The organism is Butyrivibrio hungatei, assembly GCF_900101605.1.
In the GTDB taxonomy this organism is placed as follows: Bacteria; Bacillota; Clostridia; order Lachnospirales; family Lachnospiraceae; genus Butyrivibrio; species Butyrivibrio hungatei_B.
In genome coordinates, this window is the sequence record NZ_FMUR01000019.1 from 40,502 (window position 1) to 58,870 (window position 18,369).

Genomic DNA, 18,369 nt, shown 5'->3' on the forward strand with positions numbered 1-18,369 from the left:
GGTGGGGGAGTATGGAAAGAAGCAAAGAAAACAACTTTGGAACAAGGCAGATTGCGACAACGGCAGTTCTTTTGGCAATCTGTATCGTGAGTCAGGTGTTTAAGAATCTTAGCATTTTTATTACAGGACCGATCGTAAACACTTGTATAGTACTTGCGGTACTTATGGTCAACTTACCGTGTGGGATTATTTTGAGCATAATCACTCCGGTAACTGCGTATATGATCGCAATGAGTCCCGTTATGATGGCGGTTCCCGCAATAATTATTTTCATAATGCTTGGAAATATCGTGCTTGCCGTGACTGTGGAATTTCTTTTCAAAAAGTCATTCATGGGTTCCGGAAACAATGTGTTTAGGATATCAAACATGGCAAGGGCAATTTTGTGTTCGCTGGCAAAAGGCGTATTTATGGGAGTTACGATATCCATGTGGCTGCTTCCCACATTTATTCCGCAGAACAGCCCTTTGAGAAATAAAATGCCTGTGTTTCAGAAGACATTTTCGGTAGTACAATTTTTGACGGCTTGCATCGGATTTGCATATGTATTTTTTGTCTATACAGTGCTAAAACGAGCAGTGAAGCGGGATTTATCACTTTTTCAAAAAAGTGATAGTTAGATTTTCTAAATTGTGCTAATTATGAAAAAACTTAATTGATAAAATAGCTTTGTAAACAAGAAATATTATTTCATTTCTGTTTGCAAAGCTTTTTCATTTGATATAGAAGAAGCAAATAACTTCTTTCGGGAGGGGATAATCGGTGTTTAAATTTAAAAAAGCTATAGTAGCGGCGGCAGCAGGCATGAGCATGATGATTGCACTTACTGGCTGCGGCGCGGAGAAAAAAACACAGATAAATACAACCGACGGAATCACAAATATTCTTGATTATGTGACTGTTGACTTTAGCGGCAGGAACGGTGAAGGAACCGCGTTTGTGAATGTTGACTATGACGGAATGGAAACAGAGATGGTCGGAGGAAAAGAGAAGATTGAAGAGCTCGATGAACTCGGAGATCTTACAGAACTCACAAAGTATATAAATGCTGTTTCATCCATTTCGGTTAGCATAGACAAGAATAAAGAACTTTCAAACGGGGATGAAGTGGTTGTATCGGTTACATACGACGAAACAGCAGCTCAGTCGGCAGGTGTTGTTTTCGGAGAAGAGAAGGACAGGAGCTTTAAAGTTGAAGGGCTCAAGAAGTAATCAGGTTCCAAGTCGGATCCGTTGAGGTGCGGACCGATTATTATATTTCTTTCTTATTTTCAAAAGGAGGTAGATCTATGAAAAAGAAAATGAAAAGGTTAGGTGCAATGCTTCTTGCCGGAACTATGGCTGCATCTATGCTCGTTGGTTGTGGTTCGGCATCGGGTGGTTCTGCACCTGCAGATAGTGCCGGGGGATCGGCAGACGGAGCGGCAGCGCCGGCAGCAACCGGAGATATCAAGATCGGTGTATCGATCTGGAGTTCAACAGACGTTCTCGGAAGCCAGTGTAAGAAGATCGTTGATAAGGCAGCTAAAGCAAACGGTGTTGAAGTTCAGTATGTTGATCAGGGCCACGTTTCAGAGCAGGTTACAGCATCTGTTGAGCAGCTTTGTGCAGCAGGATGTAAAGGAATCATCATTTGTAACTCAGCCGATTCAGAGATGACATCAGCAATCAACACATGTACAGAGAATGGAGTTTACATCGCACAGTTCTTCCGTATTATTTCAGAAACGAACAGTCCCGAAGTATACAAGACAGCTTGCAATTCCAAGTATTACGTAGGTGCCGTTCACGAAGATGAAATAACAAACGGATATACACTTGTTAATCTTCTTCTTGAAAAGGGTGACAGAAATATCGGACTTGAGGCTTGGACAGTAGGTGATGCAACATTCCAGCTCAGATGGCAGGGATATAAGAAGGCAGTTGAAGAGTGGAACGCAGCACATGCTGACGACCCGGCTACAATCACAGAGCCTGTATATGCAAATACATCTTCAGAAGAAGGTGCTAAGGCAGCTATGTCACTTTACAATTCAAATCCCAAGATGGATGCACTTATCGTTGCCGGCGGTGGCGGAGATCCTCTTGTAGGTTCTATCGGTGCATATGCTAACGAAGGTCTTACGGGTAAGATCGACGTTGTATCAACAGACTTCCTTGATGACCTTGCAGATCAGCTTAAGTCAGGCGGAATGTTTGCTGAGTCAGGCGGACACTTCTGTGATCCTTTGTTCGCATTCTTCCTTGTACTTAACGCAGTTAAGGGCAATTACGTAAAAGAAGAAGGTACATTCGGTTATGAGATCCTCTTCCCTTATCTGTATGTATCATCACCCGATGATTATGCAAACTATGAGAAGTACTTTGTAAATGACGATCCTTATACAGAAGAAGAAATGGTTGAGATGGCAGGTTACAGCTTCGAAGACCTCAGCAAAGCCGCTTCAAATCTTTCAATCGACGATGTTATTTCTCGTCACAGCAACTGATAAAACAAAGACTAAACGCTTATAAAAGATATATATTTTAGGAAAAAACATGGATATGCCGTATTTTCCGCGAATGGAAAATACGGCATATATCAAAAATAGTATCTGGACCAAAAACTCTTGCGGGAGGATTATATGAGTAAGTTTCAAAAATTTAAACAGAGCCAGGCATTTGGGCTATTACTTTTGATCTTTATCGCGTTTGTATTCTGGGCGTTCTTCAAAATGCTCGCTCCTGAGACATTCGGCGATTTCAATAAATTACAAACCTATTTAAAGACAGCCCTTTATTATGCGGTTGGCGGTTGCGGATTATATTTTATCTGCGTAATGGGACCTTTTGATATGAGTGTGGGCGCAAACATCGTGCTTTCATCGGTGATTGCGGTAAATATGAGTAAACAGTTCGGTTATGCAGGTCTTTTGATCGCACCTATCATAAGCGGAGTTCTTGTAGGACTCCTCAACGGAATCGTATATATCAAACTTAGAATTTCATCTCTTATCGTAACAGCGGGATTATCTCTTGTTTATGAGGCTCTTTCCATCTATGCCACGAACGGAAAAGAAGCAATCCTTGCAACCAACTACAGAGCATTCGGAGATTATCCCTGGAACCTTGTTCTTGCACTTGCAGCGTTCTTCCTTTGTGGATTTATCCTTAAGTATACAAAGATAGGAACATACACCTACGCTATCGGTTCAAATGAAGTTGTTGCCAAGAATATGGGCGTTAATGTAGACAAATATAAGGTTGTGGCATTCACTCTCTGCGGCTTGTTTGTAGGAATCGAATCAATCCTTACAATTTCATACGGAACATCAATGACAAGTGCATCAAATCTTGCATCAATGAGCCGTAACTTCCCGCCTCTTATGGGAACGTTCTTCGGACTTGCATTCAAGAAATACGGACATCCGATAGTAGCTATAGTAATAGGAGAGTTCATCATTGAGCTGTTGTTCGAGGGATTCGTTGCTCTCGGAGCTCCTACAACGGTACAGAATATCGTAACAGGTATCGTACTTCTTGCAATCGTAACTATGACCATCAAACCCGTTAAGGGTGCAGTTGTAAAGTAAAGGGGGCAGACATGAGCGAAGTATTATTGCATGCCGAACAGATCGACAAAAACTTTGGTGTCACACATGCCGTTGATCATGTCACCCTTGATTTTTACAAGGGCGAGATCCATGCACTCATCGGTGAGAACGGTTCGGGTAAATCAACATTTACATCCTGTCTTACGGGAATTTACCATAAGGACAGCGGTACATTTACATTAAACGGAAAAGAAGTCAATGCAAAAAACCAGGTAGACGGAAATTATCAGGGAGTTGCGGTTATCGTACAGGAAATCGGAACTTTGTCGGGACTTTCCGTTGCTGAGAATATCTTTTTGGGAAAAGAAGATGAATTTACAAAATTTGGCGTAAAGAACACAAACGCCATGAACAAAAAAGCACAGGAACTTCTTGATTCCTATGGATTTAATTACATCAAGGCTACAGACCTTATAGATAATTATAACTTTGAGGACAGAAAGCTTATAGAGATTGTTAAGGCAACACACTTTAAACCACAGATCCTTGTTGTGGACGAGACTACGACGGCTCTTGGTGAAAAAGGAAGAATCGAGCTTTTCAAGGTTATGAAGCAGACACGTGATGACGGAAGATGCGTTATCTTTATCTCACACGATCTTGATGAGGTAATTGAGCAGTCTGACAACATAAGTGTTCTTCGAGACGGTGTGTTTATCGGAACGGTTAAGAGTGATGATGTCAACACTGATGATCTAAAGAAACTTATGGTAGGACGTGAGATGAGCAACAACTATTATCGCACGGATTATAACGAGAGAGTTTCCGATGAGGTTGTATTAAAAGGTGAACACCTCACGGTACCGGATGAGATCGATGATTTCAGTATTGAGCTTCATAAAGGAGAGATTATCGGTATCGGCGGACTTTCCGAATGCGGTATGCATGAAGTCGGAAAAGCTCTTTTTGGAGCATCTTATGACAGACAGGGCAGTGTAACTCTTGCGGACGGAACTAAGATAAATGACATCAAGACTGCTATAGATCACAGTATCGCATATGCGTCAAAGGACAGAGATAACGAGTCACTTGTAATAAATGACACTATTCAGGACAATATCTGTCTTCCTTCGCTTGAAGACATCAAGAAGAACCATATTCTTCACGCAAAGGATGAGAAGGCTTTTGCGGAGAAGTTTGCTAAGCAGATGAGTACCAAGATGGAAGGTGTGCATCAGTTTATGTCAGCTCTTTCCGGAGGTAACAAGCAGAAGGTTGTTTTGGCAAGATGGATCGGTAAAGATTCAGACATAATCATCCTTGATTCACCTACACGTGGTATCGACGTAAAGGTTAAAGCGGATATCTATCAGATGATGGACACAATGAGAAAGAATGGTAAGTCGATCATCATGATATCTGAAGAAATTTCAGAGCTGCTTGGTATGGCGGACCGAATCATTATCATGAAAGACGGTCGCCAAAGTGGTGAGTTTAAACGTTCAGAAGATCTGAAGGATACGGATCTTATTGCGAATATGGTATAAGGGAGGCCGATTATGGAAAACGAGAAAAAAATCAAAACACCTTTCATGGAGCGGCCGATCATAAGAAGTATAATGCCTTTTGCCGGATTTATATTTATTGTGTTGCTTTTTGCGGTACTTACCAAAGGTCAGCTCTATTCAATGGGAAGTCTTAAGCTTCTTTTGTCACAATCATATGTGCTTCTTATCTCATGCGTTGGCGTGTTTATGGTTATGACAATGGGCGGACTTGATTTCTCACAGGGCTCTATGCTTGGTATCTGCTCGGTTGTTGTGTGCTACTTGTCAAATTACAATATAGTGCTTGCAATTTTGTGTGGTGTGCTTACAGGTGGAATCATTGGATTTATAAACGGATTCTTCAATGTAAAGCGTAAGATCACATCATTCATCGTTACTATCTGTAACATGTACCTTATAAGAGGTATCGTTGCTTATGCAACAACAAAGACTCCCGTATACGGAGCATCAAACATTACTTCTTATAACACACTTGCGGTAAATCTTACATTTACGATAGCAATCCTCCTTATTGCTTTTGCTGTATTCCAGTACACAGGACTTGGAAACAGACTTAAAGCTATCGGTGCAGGTGAGACTGCAGCAAGATTTGCAGGTGTAAGAGTTGAAAAGACCAAGATGCTCGTATACGCGGCAGCAGGTATGATCACAGGACTTGCAGCATTCATCAACAGTATCAAGGTTGGATCTGTTACTTCAACAGCAGGTAATCAGCTTGAGACACAGATCATGATCGCACTTGTTCTTGGTGGAATGCCCGTTAACGGCGGTGCTAAGGTTAAGTTCTACAACATCATCCTTGGTGCAATGACCTACAAGATCCTTATCGCAGGACTTGTAATGCTCGGTATCGAGCCCAAGACACAGCAGCTCATCATGGGAATTGTCTTCCTTGTAATGGTAGCAGTATTTGCCGACAGAGAGACAGGTATGATCGTTAAGTAAGATGGCATAAAAAGATAGTCCGAGGAAGATAGAAATTGAAGCTTACGAAGATTATGCTTGTTAGATGAATTAGTTAAATAACCTTATTTGGAATACTTTATATTCCAAATAGAATTTAATATAACAGCCGGGGCCCGCGGGGGGCCTCGGTTGTTTTTTGCGCAATAAAGGAAGAGTAGAATGAAACTGTATGGTGCAAGGACTGGTGAAAAGAATTGTGGTATCATGGGATATGATGTTAAATACAGCGGAAAGGAAGAGACAACATGGAATTGTTTAGCGGCAGACCTGAAAATACAGAAGGAAGACTTCAGAGAGAAGTTCGTACATATGACTTTTTAGACGAGCTCGGAATAGAATATAAGAGGACTGATCATGAGCCTGCGAATACGATGGAAGCGTGCAATGAGATTGATAAAGTGCTTGAAGTTCTGATATGCAAAAATCTCTTTCTTTGCAATAGGCAGAAGACTCAGTATTATCTGCTCATGATGCCGGGAGATAAGAAGTTTAAGACAAAAGAACTCTCATCGCAGATCAACTCTGCAAGACTCTCTTTTGCAGACGCGGATGATATGCTTAAATTCCTTGATATAGAGCCGGGTGCAGTAAGCATAATGGGGCTTATGAATGATAAAGAACATGCCGTGCAGCTGCTAGTCGACGAAGATGTAAAGAAGGGCGAGTATATCGGATGTCATCCCTGTGTTTGCACATCGAGCTTGAAGATAAAGACGGATGATATATTCAATAAGTTCCTTCCCAAAGTCGGACATGAACCCGTGGTAGTGCATCTTGTCGGGGAAGACTGAGGTAAGGCTATACTGAGATTAGACATAGCATGAGAAATAGATTTTTAGAAAGCGATTGGACTAACTATGTGGACTATAAAACAGATATTTGACGGTGACTATGGTTGCGAGGAACTTCAGCCGGGACAGAAGCCTAAGGTCTCAGTGACGCTTGAGAACGAAGCGGGTGAAGTGAGATATGTCACGGTTGAAGATGAGTGGCTTATAGAGAATGGTCTGGAAATCGGATCAAAATGGGACAAAGAGTAATTGCTCTTTGTCATATTTTGATGATATGAATAATTTGCTCATTTTTCTGACATGAAGTCATCTGAGAACATGTCTATAGCTTGCATAAAAGAGTTCCACTTATCACTGGGCGGAACTAGCAAAACTGTATCGCCTATCTTATTAACTATCACCTCGTCGGAAGAAAAACGGCAATTTTCAGGCAATAATACAGTCTGATTTTCTCTGGTTTCAAGAACTTTTGCAGTTATCATGGGTATTACCTCCTTCTGACAATAATATGTACCCAATATATACTACGTTAATGAAAGTGCACTGCCATATTATTTTTCTAGTTCATAGCGCATTGTTAAAATGATAAAAGTCAAAAAAATATTGACTTTTTATTAATAAAGTGTCAATATATCTCTGATGCTATTCAATATTATAACTTATGTTTCCCATACATTCGAGTTAAATATTGCTATTAAAATGAATCCACTAGCACCCCGACAAAAATGCTAGTGGGTTTATTTTGCTGTTTATGTTGTTGCATTTAGCTTCTGATAATCGTATAATTTTTGTGTTAAATATTGTTTTGCTATATTTAACATCAGAGGGGACATTACAAAAGATTGGGGTAGTTTAGAATTATGAGTAACAATAATTTTGGCGGAAACATAGAGTGGCATCAGGAGAAAATAAGGAAATATTTTTCAGATTGTTTTGGAGAAGTATATGATCCTTTTCTTCATATGTCATCTGAACTTATACAGGCACTTACAGCTTTTGTAACTGATGAGACACATACAGGACCTGAAGCTGACTCAGCAAAGAGTTTTGTAAATCAGAGGCAGATAAAACTTGTAGAAGATACTATCTATTGTATCCAAAAGCTCCAGAGCATGATGCAGGGAGCGGGATTTGAGAGTGAAGTGCCACTTCTTGAAGATTTCATTGCTGACCTTGCAGAACATGAAGATGCAGTAATTAAGACGCAGCATCTTGATAAGGTTGCAGAAGACTTTGCAGGTTACAACTCAGTCTTTAATGAGATTTATCCCAAGATTACCCATATACATAGAGAAGTAGAAAATATTGCAAGAGGATGCGACGTTATCTCAAGGAAAAGCTACACATGGCCTAACCCCAGAGAATCCCATCTTGCACTTGATGCTATCACGACTCCCGATAAGAGTGGTGGTTTTGTTCCTGAGTTTTCAAGGAAGTTCCTTGCATTCCATGAAGAACATTCCAATGACATAGAAAAGAGTGCGTTCAAGAGCCTTCTTGATACTATCGTTCATAATCTCCATGAGATAGTAGAAGGTATGAACAAGGGCGCTTTAGATATAACAAATTTTGATGGTACTAAAGACAACATCAGCTGGAAGGATCCAAAGGACATCCTTGCGCCTGAAGATGCCGAAGAGTACCTTAAATTCTTTGAGAGCTACAAGGCTTATCTTAAGGGAATGATCCCAAGATGCCAGGTATATCTCTACGATCCCGTAAACCTTAATAACGGAAACTACATAAATGACAGGGAAGACCTTAACATTGCAGGTGTATTCCCGTTATCTGTAAGGCGTTTTTATAATGCACAGAGTGAAAATAGTGGTTATTTCGGCAAAGGCTGGACGAGCCTTTTTGACATGCACCTTACTAAAGAAGGTGAAGATGATGACAGCAAGATAAAAATCCTCTTCTCGGATGGGCATGAGGGAAGCTATGTAAGATACTTTACCAAGGCTTCAACAAATGAGAAAAAGAGAAAAGATAATGAAATTTCCAGCGAAGAAGACAGCAAGAAATATGATCTTGATGAAATTGGCGAGATCGAGTTTGTAACTACAAAAGACGGACGTGCTGTCGTAAAAGAAGATTACGAGAATGAAGAGAAAGAATATATAGAAGAACACGGTGAGAGTGGAAGACTTATCGAGTATAAGGATCATTACAGACTCATTCAGGATGACGGGGCCTATACTGAGTTTAGAAAAGATGGAAAAATATCAGCGTTTGGTAACGAAAGGACAGAACTTGCAAGAGTTGAGTATGACGGCGAGCGTCCTCTTGGTATCTGCGATGAATATAGATATATAAGACTTTACTTTAATGATAACGGATGCATTTGCACAGCAAAGGATAATACAGGAAGAGCTGTAAGATATGAGTATGAAGAAAGAGAAGGTGTAAATCATATTACACTTGTAACATACCCTGACGGTGCGACAAGAAAGTATAGTTATAATGACGCCGGAATAATAGATGAAGTAACAAATCCCAGTGATATAACCTTTCTTAAGAATGAGTATGACGATAAGAAGCGTGTCACAAAGCAGAGCTTCCCTGATGGAGGTGTGATTACATACTCATATGATGAAGAGAATCATATAACAACTGCAACAGAGCAGAACGGACTTAAAGTTGAGTACCTTTCTGATGAGTTTGGGCGCCATATAGGAACAAGATATCCTGAGCAGGGAATAGGTGAGAGTTTTACATATAACGACAAAAATCAGAAGACTACAGCAACGGATAAAAGAGGCTATACCACAAGGCTTAGCTATGACAACAGAGGGCACCTTACAAAGGTCATCGATGCAAAGGGTAATATAACTAATATTACTTATAATGCTGCAGGAAAACCTATCGTTGTTAAGGGACCTGATGGAGCAACTTACAAGTATTCCTATAACAGCTACGGTGAACTTACAAATGTAGTAAATCCCCTTAATGAAGAAAATAGAATCTACTATGATGACAATGGTCAGGTAGAGAGAATAAGGGATGCGGAAGGAAACTATACATACCTTAAGTATGATGATAATAAGGATATCTGCTATATAAAGGATGGTAAAGGTGTTGAGACATTTTATGAAAGAGATAACCTCGGAAGAGTTATCTCTACTAAGAATGCTCTTGGTGCAGAGACTACTTATGAATACGATGTCATGGACAGAATCAGCAAGGTAACTGATCCTCTTGGAAACGTTACTGAGTATGCTTATGACATAGCAGGTAAGCTTATAAGGGTTATAAATCCAGATAAGACAGTAAAGACATGGGACCACAATAACATCGGTAAGGTATCTGAGTATACAGATGAAGCAGGTAGAACAACACAGATAAAATATAACAACGTTTGGGATGAAGAAGAGATAACACTCCCTAATGGAGGAAAGATTACTTATGAGTATGACCTTTTAAAGAGACTCATAAAGGTTACAGATCCTGAGCATAGGGAAGTATCTTATGACTACGATGAGAACGGAAATGTAATTGCTGAGTATAACGGTGATATCAAGGTAAAGAGCCTTACCTATGACCCTAACGGTAACGTTACATCAGAGACAGATGCTCTCGGTCATGTAAATAAGTATGACTACGATGTGAACGGAAACCTCATTGCAGTTACCGATGCAGCAGGTAATAGATACACAAGAGAAGTTGATGCTCTTGGAAGAATAACAAAAGAAACAGATGCTCTTGGAAACAGCACAGCCTACACATATACAAAGACAGGCGATGTACAGAGTGTTACAGATGCCGAAGGAAGAGTAAGAAGGTTTGACTATAGAAAAGGTCAGCTCATAGCTACATACTTCTGTGACAAACTTGAGCAGAAACTTATATATGACAGGCTTGGAAGAGTAGAAAAGAGAAGTTTTGCTGATGGATACGAGATCAGCTATTCTTATGATGCCCTCAACAGAGTAGAAAAAGTAGAAGGATCTGATTCAAGAACTGTATCCTATGAGTATGACTCAATGGGAAGAGTTGTAAAGGTAACTGACGCAAGCAGCACAACTCTTTATACATATACAGCTACAGGACGCCTTAAGAGTGTTGTAGATGCTCTTGGAAATGAGACAGCATATACTTATGATGCGCTTGATAACTTAAAGAGCGTACACAGAGCAGAAGGCCTTGTAAGTGATGAAGAGAAATCAGGAAACGTATTCCCTACAGTTGGAAAAGATGGACGAGTAACAATCTATTCATATGATCTTTCAGGCCAGCTTACGGAAGTAACAGATGCTCTTGGGCAGAAGGAAACTTATGAGTACGATCAGTATGGACGTCTTAAGACAAAGACTGACAGGGATAACTATGCAACAACATATGAGTATAACAATGCCGGTGTAGTAACAAAGGTGGGATATGCTGATGGAAGAAGCGTTGCATTCTCCTATAACGAGCTTAATAAGTTAAGTCAGATAAATGACTGGTACGGAAAGACAATTCTTGAAAATGATATCTTAGGACGCCTTACAAAGGTAACAGACTTTAAGAACAGGACGGTAGCTTATGAGTATGGTGCTACAGGAGAAAGAACGAAACTTGTATATCCTGACGGAAGGGTAGTTTCTTATAACTATGACGATAAGCTTCAGCTTTCAAGTATCGTTGGAAACGGAGAAGAGACAACCTATGCTTATGATGAGATTGGCCGACTTGTAAGCAAGAACTTCGCTAACGGCGTAAGCCAGGCTTATACATATATGCCGGGCGGAAATCTTGAGAGTATGACAAGTACCGATAAACAGGGCGTACTTGATAAATACTTCTATTCATACAATAATGCCGGACTTATCAGTGGTATCGATAGAAACAGACGCGGTCTTGATAAAGTATCGGGAAGATATGAATATAGCTATGATGCTATCGGACGTCTTACAAGATCAAGTCTTAACGGACAGGTAAAGGCTTCCTACGAATACGATGCATTTGGTAACAGAACAAGCATGTCTGAGACAGAGACAAGGACATCTTACACATATGATGTCCTAGACAGACTTATAGAAGCTAAGGAACTTAATAACTCGCAGGCAATCCTTAAGACTTACGATTATGATAAGCGTGGTAACCAGACAAAAGAGTTCATAGACGGCCTCTTACAGAAGACCTTTACTTTTGATGCTACAAACATGCTTTCAAAGGTAGTTGATAAGGATAAGGGAGAACTTGAGAACCATTATAACGGACTTGGATTTAGAGTAGCATCCACAAGACCTGAAGAAAGGATTGAGTACCTCTGTGACCTTTCAAGGGATTACTATAACCTTCTAGAACGTACAGTAAACGGAGAGACAGAGAGTTTTGTTTACGATAACAACGTGATCTCGATGTCAAAGAGCGGAAATAACTTCTACTACCTTCAGGATGAACTCGGATCACCTATGTACATGACAGGTACAGACGGAATGGCTGTAAGTTCATATGCTTTCGACGACTTTGGAAGAAACATGGATCCGTTCACAGGAAAGAGACGAGGCAAAAATCAGAAGCATACTTACACGACAAATGGCAACATTATTCAGCCGTTTGTGTTCACAGGCTATCAGGAAGATGAAGTATCAGGGCTCAAGTTTGCGCAGGCTAGATACTATAGCGCAGATAATGGTAGATTTCAGTCTGAAGATAATGTAAAGGGATTCATTGACAGTCCGTTTACAATCAATCATTATGGTTATTGTTTTAGCAATCCAATCGTATTGGTTGATGGGAATGGAAACTGGGCTAAATGGATTGAAAATACAGTTAAAGCTGTCACTGTGGTAGCAGCAGCTGCTGCAGTGGTAGGAGCTGTTGCTACAGTTGCGGTTTCTGCGCCAGCAATAGCGGTTGTTGCTACAGGATTTGCAGCGAGTGCTGCTTGCGCGGGAGTTGTTTCTGGATTTGTAAATGAGAAACATGGAGGAAGTTATACAAATGGATTCGTAGGAGGAGCAGTTGCTGGTGCAATACAGTATGTGGGAGCAAAGTTTATGGGACCTATAGGAAATGAAGTTGGTGGAGCGTTAGGAAATGCAATTGGTACGAATATCACTAATAGATTAGATAATATGGATAAAACAGTATCTGCTAAGTATACTGAAAAAGAGATTATGAATAATACAATTGTATCAGGTATTAATGGCGCGTTGTGGAGTTTACCGGGAACATTTATGTCATGTTGTACAAGTAATGTATATACTGATTTAATGCCGACATATACTGATGGTTTTGGAGAAGCAATTAACCAGTTTTTTGGAGCAATTGATAATTTGTTTATGACAGGAGAGGGGACTTGCGCGGGAAATGGTAATTAAACAAAAGAAACAAGTTATATTTGGGAAAGTTATTTTTATATTATGTGTGATATTATTTGATTTGTTTTTGATAAGAAATTGCTTTGGTAAATCCTTATATATTTTATTTGGAACAGTCTTTTTAGTTTTACTGACGGTAAAAGGCGTTGTTGAAATTCTGAATGAAATATATAGCTTTAAAGTTAGCGATACTGAGCTGAGTATGAGGCTTTATTGTGGAGAGAAAACTTTTCCTCTTTCTGATGTTGAAAGGGTTTATGCAATTTCGGCGCATAATGTTAGTTTTAATAAAAGATATGGCTTTGTAAGAGCTATTGGAATAGTCATAAACAAAAAAATATATTTTGCTTCAGAGTTATATCGGGATTTTGATTCGTTTGAAAAATATATGAGAGAAAACTATAACGTTGTTGATGTTGAAGAGGACAAAGACATCAGCATATAAATGTTATGAAAATGAAGTATAAAAAGTAAGTAAGATTATAGGCGCAGATGTTAATGCATTAGCAGTTGGAGGGGTGATGAAAGCTAAAGGAATTTTAGCGAAAAAGTACGCAATGGAATCGCCTCTCAAAGAGTAGTTGATGGAGGATTATTGGGACTATCAAAATCTATTATTGTTGAAGTTGATGGAGTTCAGTGAATTTGGAAATCTAATTAAAGGGATATGATTGGATTAAATGCAACATGGCAGGACGCAGACAGGCTGATGAAAAAGGTTAGTGAAAAAGTTATAAAATAAAAGTTATACAGTAGCAGATGCAATAAAGCGTGAAAGAAGCCAGGATGGCTCCTTCACGCTTTTATTCTGCAAATTATTCTTTTTTATATCATACTCCCATCTCTTCAAGTTTTGCGAGCAGAGCATTGAAATCCATGGTTCCTTGAATCTTTTGCCAATCATAGTTAAAGATTGCCAGGATTTCGTTTTGCGCCTGTTCTGCAGACACTGAATTGTCTTTCTGGTTTCTATAGCTTGCAGGCTGAGAAGAATCGGGATAGTCTGCACCTGCCGATGGAGTAACTTCGCTGACTTTCGGATAAATGTTCATGTTGTTGATGGTGTAAGACACAAGCATGGATCCGTCTCCTACATGTCCGTCTTCGCAAATGCATCCGAAGCAATTGTTGTTATTGTCAAAGAATAAAGCTTTTTTGGGAACATAGCAGAAAGAAGATGTGCCATATTTCCATTTTGCGGTATTCTGATTTCTTACGATGAGGCGGGCTTTGTTGTTTGTAATGGTATAAATTGTGACTTTTTTTCCTGTGTCTATTACAAGCTCAGGTGTGTTGTCATCGTCGCTGTAAATCAGGTCATATTTATAATTATTGTAGTTAGCGTTGAAATCTTTTGCGGCTTTCTCATAGGCTTTACCCACAGCTCCGAGATTTCTCTGAACGGGAGCAGGCTGAGCTGATTCTGCAGAAGTTGTCTGTGCGGGAGTATCCTGAGTGTTCTGCGTAGAAGCAGGTGTGGATGCAGCATTATTCTGAGCAGTTTTTTCAGAAGCGGCATTCTGTGCTTGTACAAAATGAGGTACAGCGTTTGCCGAAGATGCGGATGATGCAGCTGTTGCAGCGGCATCTTGGGTTTCTGAAGTTGAGGCGCTTATAGCGGCACTTGCGTCCCCAGCGGCTTCTTCTGTTGTAGCCTCTGTGGATGCTTCTGTAATAGGTTCTTCATCAGCCAATACTTTATCAATGTCTTCTTTTACCTGTTCCTGCGGCATGCTCTGAGAAGCAATGTCGGGATTAAGAAGCGGAGTACAACCTGAGATGAATACCAAGTTGAAAAGTAAAGGCAGTAATCTTTTTTTGAACATAGAACTAAACTCTCCTTTTGGAAACAAAGTTTCCTTAAACAATACTTTTTTTGCAAATAAATTCATATCGAATGATACAACACGAATCATTCGAAGTGCAAGTAATGTTGACAAAGCTATGTCCTATTTGATAAGCTAAAATTCAAACAATATTCTAAAGGTTGTGAGGAAGAGGAGTACATACAGCTTGCGGTCTAAAGAGAATGTATCTGCGATGAATTCGCGCTGAGAGGATACAGACTTGCGGTGTGTGGAAGGTAGCTTCTGAACCGGGCACCCAGAAAGGAAATTGATAAGAGTTTTCAATAAGTGTCCCCGCGTTGTCTGCGTTAAAGGACCATTGCATTGAATGATGCAAAATGAGGCAGAAGAGTCTATAGGATCTTCTGTGAATTAAGGTGGTACCACGTTATTAACGTCCTTAACAGCTTAACGCTGTTAGGGACTTTTATATTTTGAGCAGAGCACTTGCTGAGGTTTTATCGAAGCTAGTGCGAGCCATGGGGATGTACTTAACGAGGTATTTTCGAGTTTAGTACATATCCCAATTAGCAGAGCGCTTGATCAAATGATTATAAAGAAGGAGAAGACTATGAACAAAGAACTTGCCAAGACCTATGATCCCAAGGGAATCGAAGGCCGACTCTACTCCAAATGGGAGGAAAAGAAATATTTCCATGCTGAGGTGGATAAAAGCAAAAAACCTTTTACCATCGTAATTCCACCCCCAAATATCACAGGTAAGCTCCACATGGGACATGCCCTTGATAATACAATGCAGGATATCCTTATTCGTTACAAGAGAATGCAGGGATATAATGCGCTTTGGCAGCCCGGAACAGACCATGCGAGTATTGCGACAGAGGTTAAGATCATCGATGCGCTCAAAGCTGAGGGAATCGACAAGAGAGATCTTGGCAGAGAGAAGTTCCTTGAGAGAGCTTGGCAGTGGAAAAAAGAGTACGGCGGAACCATCATTTCCCAGCTCAAAAAGCTCGGTTCTTCATGTGACTGGGACAGAGAGCGTTTCACAATGGATGATGGTTGTAATGAAGCTGTCAACGAAGTCTTCGTTAAGATGTACAACAAGGGCTACATTTACAAAGGAAGCCGTATCGTAAACTGGTGTCCTATCTGTAAGACATCTATTTCTGATGCAGAGGTAGAGTACGAGGAGCAGGCCGGACATCTTTGGCACATCAAATATCCTGTTATCGATGTTGACGGAACTGTTTCAAAGACAGAGTTTATCGAGTTTGCAACAACACGTCCCGAGACAATGCTCGGAGATACAGCTGTTGCAGTTAACCCTGATGATGACAGATACAAGAGCTTCAAGGGCAAGAAGGTACTTCTTCCTATCGTGAACAGAGAGCTTCCTATCGTAGAAGACTCTTATGTTGATATGGAATTCGGTACAGGTGTAGTTAAGATCACACCCGCACATGACCCTAACGACTTCGAAGTTGGAAAGCGTCATAACCTTGAAGTTATCAATATATTAAACGACGATGCCACAATCAATGCCAACGGCGGTAAGTTTGCCGGAATGGACAGATATGAGGCAAGAGAAGCTATTGTAAAAGAGCTTGATGAGATGGGACTTCTTGTTAAGATCGAGGAGTATTCTCACAACGTTGGAACACACGATCGTTGCCATACAACAGTTGAGCCTATGGTTAAGGCACAGTGGTTCGTTAAGATGGACGAGCTCATTAAGCCCGCTGTTAAGGCTGTAAAAGACGGCGATATCAAGCTTATTCCTCCGAGAATGGAGAAGACATATTTCAACTGGACAGACAATATCCGTGACTGGTGTATCTCAAGACAGCTCTGGTGGGGACACAGAATCCCTGCATACTACTGCGATGAGTGCGGAGAAGTTGTTGTATCAAAAGAGGCTCCTACAGTATGTCCTAAGTGCGGCAAGACTCACTTTACACAGGATCCCGACACTCTTGATACATGGTTCTCATCAGCCCTTTGGCCTTTTGAGACACTCGGATGGCCCAATGAGACTGAAGACCTTAAGTACTTCTTCCCTACAGACGTACTTGTAACAGGTTATGACATTATCTTTTTCTGGGTAATCAGAATGATCTTCTCAAGTTATGAGAATATGGGAACATTCCCGTTCAAGACAGTTCTTTTCCATGGTCTTGTAAGAGATTCTCAGGGAAGAAAGATGAGTAAATCACTCGGAAACGGTATCGATCCTCTTGATATTATCGAGAACTACGGTGCCGATGCACTCAGACTCACACTTATCACGGGCAACGCACCAGGTAACGACATGCGTTTCTATAATGAAAGAGTTGAGAACAGCCGTAACTTTGCAAATAAGGTTTGGAATGCATCCAGATTTATCATGATGAACATGGAGGATGGCGAAAAGAGTGCTATCCATCAGCCTGCACCTGCGGGACTTGAGCCTGTTGACAAGTGGATTATTTCAAAGCTCAACAATACTATTAAAGAAGTTACAGATAACATGGATCACTTCGAACTCGGAATCGCGGTTCAGAAGGTTTATGACTTTATTTGGGATGAATTCTGCGACTGGTATATCGAGATGGTTAAGCCCCGTCTCTACAATTCAGATGACAAGGAGTCACACAAGGCAGCACTTTGGACACTTCAGACAGTGCTTATAAATGCGCTTAAGCTCCTTCACCCTTACATGCCATTCATTACCGAAGAAATTTTCTGCACACTTCAGGACGAGGAAGAGTCAATCATGATCTCTGACTGGCCGGTTTACAAGGATGAGTGGAACTTTGCATCAGATGAGAAGGCTATCGAGACAATTAAGGAAGCTGTAAGAGGAATCCGTAACGTTCGTACACAGATGAACGTTGCTCCTTCAAGAAAGGCCAAAGTATTTGTTGTAAGCGACAATGACGAAGTGCTTGATATTTTCTCAACAGGTAAGCTTTTCTTTGAATCACTTGCGTATGCATCAGAGTCTGTATGCCAGAAGAATAAGGACGGCATTGCGGATGATGCTGTTTCCGTAGTACTTGCGGAAGCAACGGTATACATTCCTTTCTCGGATCTTGTTGATATCTCTGCGGAGATAGAACGTCTTACAAAGGAACAGAAGAAGCTTGAGGGCGAACTTAAGCGTTCACAGAATATGCTAAGCAATGAGAAGTTCCTTGCAAAGGCTCCTGCGGATAAGATCGCTGAGGAAAAAGAAAAACAGCAGAAGTACCAGCAGACTTACGATCAGATTACAGAAAGACTTAAGCAACTGGCAAAATAAATTACACAGACTATATGGGATGCTGCTCACATTGGGGGATGTGAGCAGTGTTCGGTGTGTTGTCTCATTCATGATGAATAAGACGGTATACTAATGTGTATTAGCTTAATGGTGT

The 18,369-nt window shown here is 40.5% G+C and carries 14 protein-coding genes; 12 read left to right on the forward strand and 2 right to left on the reverse strand.

Features of this window, described 5'->3' with window-relative positions:
- The first annotated feature begins 11 nt into the window (after window positions 1–11).
- From BLP87_RS13705 to BLP87_RS13740, 9 genes are all read left to right on the forward strand, one after another.
- Window positions 12–620 carry an ECF transporter S component gene (locus BLP87_RS13705; protein WP_074463172.1) on the forward strand — a complete coding sequence of 203 codons (609 nt, stop codon included), beginning with the start codon at window positions 12–14 and terminating at the stop codon, window positions 618–620.
- A gap of 142 nt (window positions 621–762) precedes the next feature.
- Complete coding sequence (locus tag BLP87_RS13710) at window positions 763–1,212, forward strand: hypothetical protein (RefSeq protein ID WP_074463173.1); 450 nt, start codon at window positions 763–765, stop codon at window positions 1,210–1,212.
- Between the two features lie 77 nt (window positions 1,213–1,289).
- Window positions 1,290–2,489 carry a sugar ABC transporter substrate-binding protein gene (locus BLP87_RS13715; RefSeq protein ID WP_074463174.1) on the forward strand — a complete coding sequence of 400 codons (1,200 nt, stop codon included), beginning with the start codon at window positions 1,290–1,292 and terminating at the stop codon, window positions 2,487–2,489.
- A gap of 135 nt (window positions 2,490–2,624) precedes the next feature.
- Entirely contained in the window at window positions 2,625–3,572 is a 948-nt protein-coding gene (locus tag BLP87_RS13720) for an ABC transporter permease (RefSeq protein ID WP_074463175.1), read from the forward strand.
- Window positions 3,573–3,583: 11 nt separating this feature from the next.
- A complete protein-coding gene (locus BLP87_RS13725; protein ID WP_074463176.1) occupies window positions 3,584–5,080 on the forward strand; it encodes a sugar ABC transporter ATP-binding protein in 1,497 nt (498 codons plus the stop codon).
- 12 nt (window positions 5,081–5,092) lie between these two features.
- Window positions 5,093–6,046 carry an ABC transporter permease gene (locus tag BLP87_RS13730; protein WP_074463177.1) on the forward strand — a complete coding sequence of 318 codons (954 nt, stop codon included), beginning with the start codon at window positions 5,093–5,095 and terminating at the stop codon, window positions 6,044–6,046.
- 180 nt (window positions 6,047–6,226) lie between these two features.
- On the forward strand, window positions 6,227–6,388 hold the full coding sequence (locus tag BLP87_RS16115) for a hypothetical protein (RefSeq protein ID WP_176756656.1): 162 nt from the start codon (window positions 6,227–6,229) through the stop codon (window positions 6,386–6,388).
- Window positions 6,313–6,858 carry a prolyl-tRNA synthetase associated domain-containing protein gene (locus BLP87_RS13735; protein WP_026654094.1) on the forward strand — a complete coding sequence of 182 codons (546 nt, stop codon included), beginning with the start codon at window positions 6,313–6,315 and terminating at the stop codon, window positions 6,856–6,858. The genes BLP87_RS16115 and BLP87_RS13735 overlap by 76 nt, the downstream gene beginning before the upstream one ends.
- A gap of 66 nt (window positions 6,859–6,924) precedes the next feature.
- Complete coding sequence (locus BLP87_RS13740) at window positions 6,925–7,107, forward strand: hypothetical protein (protein WP_074463178.1); 183 nt, start codon at window positions 6,925–6,927, stop codon at window positions 7,105–7,107.
- Between the two features lie 38 nt (window positions 7,108–7,145).
- Here the strand turns inward: BLP87_RS13740 and BLP87_RS13745 are convergent, their stop codons facing one another.
- Window positions 7,146–7,340 carry an antitoxin gene (locus BLP87_RS13745; protein WP_074463179.1) on the reverse strand — a complete coding sequence of 65 codons (195 nt, stop codon included), beginning with the start codon at window positions 7,338–7,340 and terminating at the stop codon, window positions 7,146–7,148.
- A gap of 378 nt (window positions 7,341–7,718) precedes the next feature.
- On the opposite strand from BLP87_RS13745, the gene BLP87_RS13750 reads away from it, so the two are divergent.
- Window positions 7,719–13,163 (forward strand): DUF6531 domain-containing protein, encoded by a 5,445-nt coding sequence (locus BLP87_RS13750; RefSeq protein WP_074463180.1) that lies wholly within the window; start codon window positions 7,719–7,721, stop codon window positions 13,161–13,163.
- On the forward strand, window positions 13,153–13,608 hold the full coding sequence (locus BLP87_RS13755; RefSeq protein ID WP_074463181.1) for a hypothetical protein: 456 nt from the start codon (window positions 13,153–13,155) through the stop codon (window positions 13,606–13,608). The genes BLP87_RS13750 and BLP87_RS13755 overlap by 11 nt, the downstream gene beginning before the upstream one ends.
- A gap of 385 nt (window positions 13,609–13,993) precedes the next feature.
- On the opposite strand, the gene BLP87_RS13760 is transcribed toward BLP87_RS13755, so the two are convergent.
- Window positions 13,994–14,989, reverse strand: a complete 996-nt coding sequence (locus BLP87_RS13760) for a hypothetical protein (protein WP_074463182.1) — start codon at window positions 14,987–14,989, stop codon at window positions 13,994–13,996.
- A 592-nt stretch (window positions 14,990–15,581) separates the two neighbouring features.
- Here BLP87_RS13760 and BLP87_RS13765 point away from each other — a divergent pair.
- Window positions 15,582–18,254, forward strand: a complete 2,673-nt coding sequence (locus tag BLP87_RS13765; RefSeq protein ID WP_074463183.1) for a valine--tRNA ligase — start codon at window positions 15,582–15,584, stop codon at window positions 18,252–18,254.
- Window positions 18,255–18,369 lie beyond the last annotated feature (115 nt).

What these genes read in the sequence shown, in the direction of transcription:
- BLP87_RS16115 (WP_176756656.1), top strand. Translation starts at nt 6,227, where the DNA reads ATGAAACTGTATGGTGCAAGGACTGGTGAAAAGAATTGTGGTATCATG.
- BLP87_RS13730 (WP_074463177.1), top strand. Translation starts at nt 5,093, where the DNA reads ATGGAAAACGAGAAAAAAATCAAAACACCTTTCATGGAGCGGCCGATC.
- BLP87_RS13765 (WP_074463183.1), top strand. Translation starts at nt 15,582, where the DNA reads ATGAACAAAGAACTTGCCAAGACCTATGATCCCAAGGGAATCGAAGGC.
- BLP87_RS13705 (WP_074463172.1), top strand. Translation starts at nt 12, where the DNA reads ATGGAAAGAAGCAAAGAAAACAACTTTGGAACAAGGCAGATTGCGACA.
- BLP87_RS13720 (WP_074463175.1), top strand. Translation starts at nt 2,625, where the DNA reads ATGAGTAAGTTTCAAAAATTTAAACAGAGCCAGGCATTTGGGCTATTA.
- BLP87_RS13715 (WP_074463174.1), top strand. Translation starts at nt 1,290, where the DNA reads ATGAAAAAGAAAATGAAAAGGTTAGGTGCAATGCTTCTTGCCGGAACT.
- BLP87_RS13740 (WP_074463178.1), top strand. Translation starts at nt 6,925, where the DNA reads ATGTGGACTATAAAACAGATATTTGACGGTGACTATGGTTGCGAGGAA.
- BLP87_RS13725 (WP_074463176.1), top strand. Translation starts at nt 3,584, where the DNA reads ATGAGCGAAGTATTATTGCATGCCGAACAGATCGACAAAAACTTTGGT.
- BLP87_RS13745 (WP_074463179.1), bottom strand. Translation starts at nt 7,340, where the DNA reads ATGATAACTGCAAAAGTTCTTGAAACCAGAGAAAATCAGACTGTATTA.
- BLP87_RS13760 (WP_074463182.1), bottom strand. Translation starts at nt 14,989, where the DNA reads ATGTTCAAAAAAAGATTACTGCCTTTACTTTTCAACTTGGTATTCATC.
- BLP87_RS13755 (WP_074463181.1), top strand. Translation starts at nt 13,153, where the DNA reads ATGGTAATTAAACAAAAGAAACAAGTTATATTTGGGAAAGTTATTTTT.
- BLP87_RS13750 (WP_074463180.1), top strand. Translation starts at nt 7,719, where the DNA reads ATGAGTAACAATAATTTTGGCGGAAACATAGAGTGGCATCAGGAGAAA.
- BLP87_RS13735 (WP_026654094.1), top strand. Translation starts at nt 6,313, where the DNA reads ATGGAATTGTTTAGCGGCAGACCTGAAAATACAGAAGGAAGACTTCAG.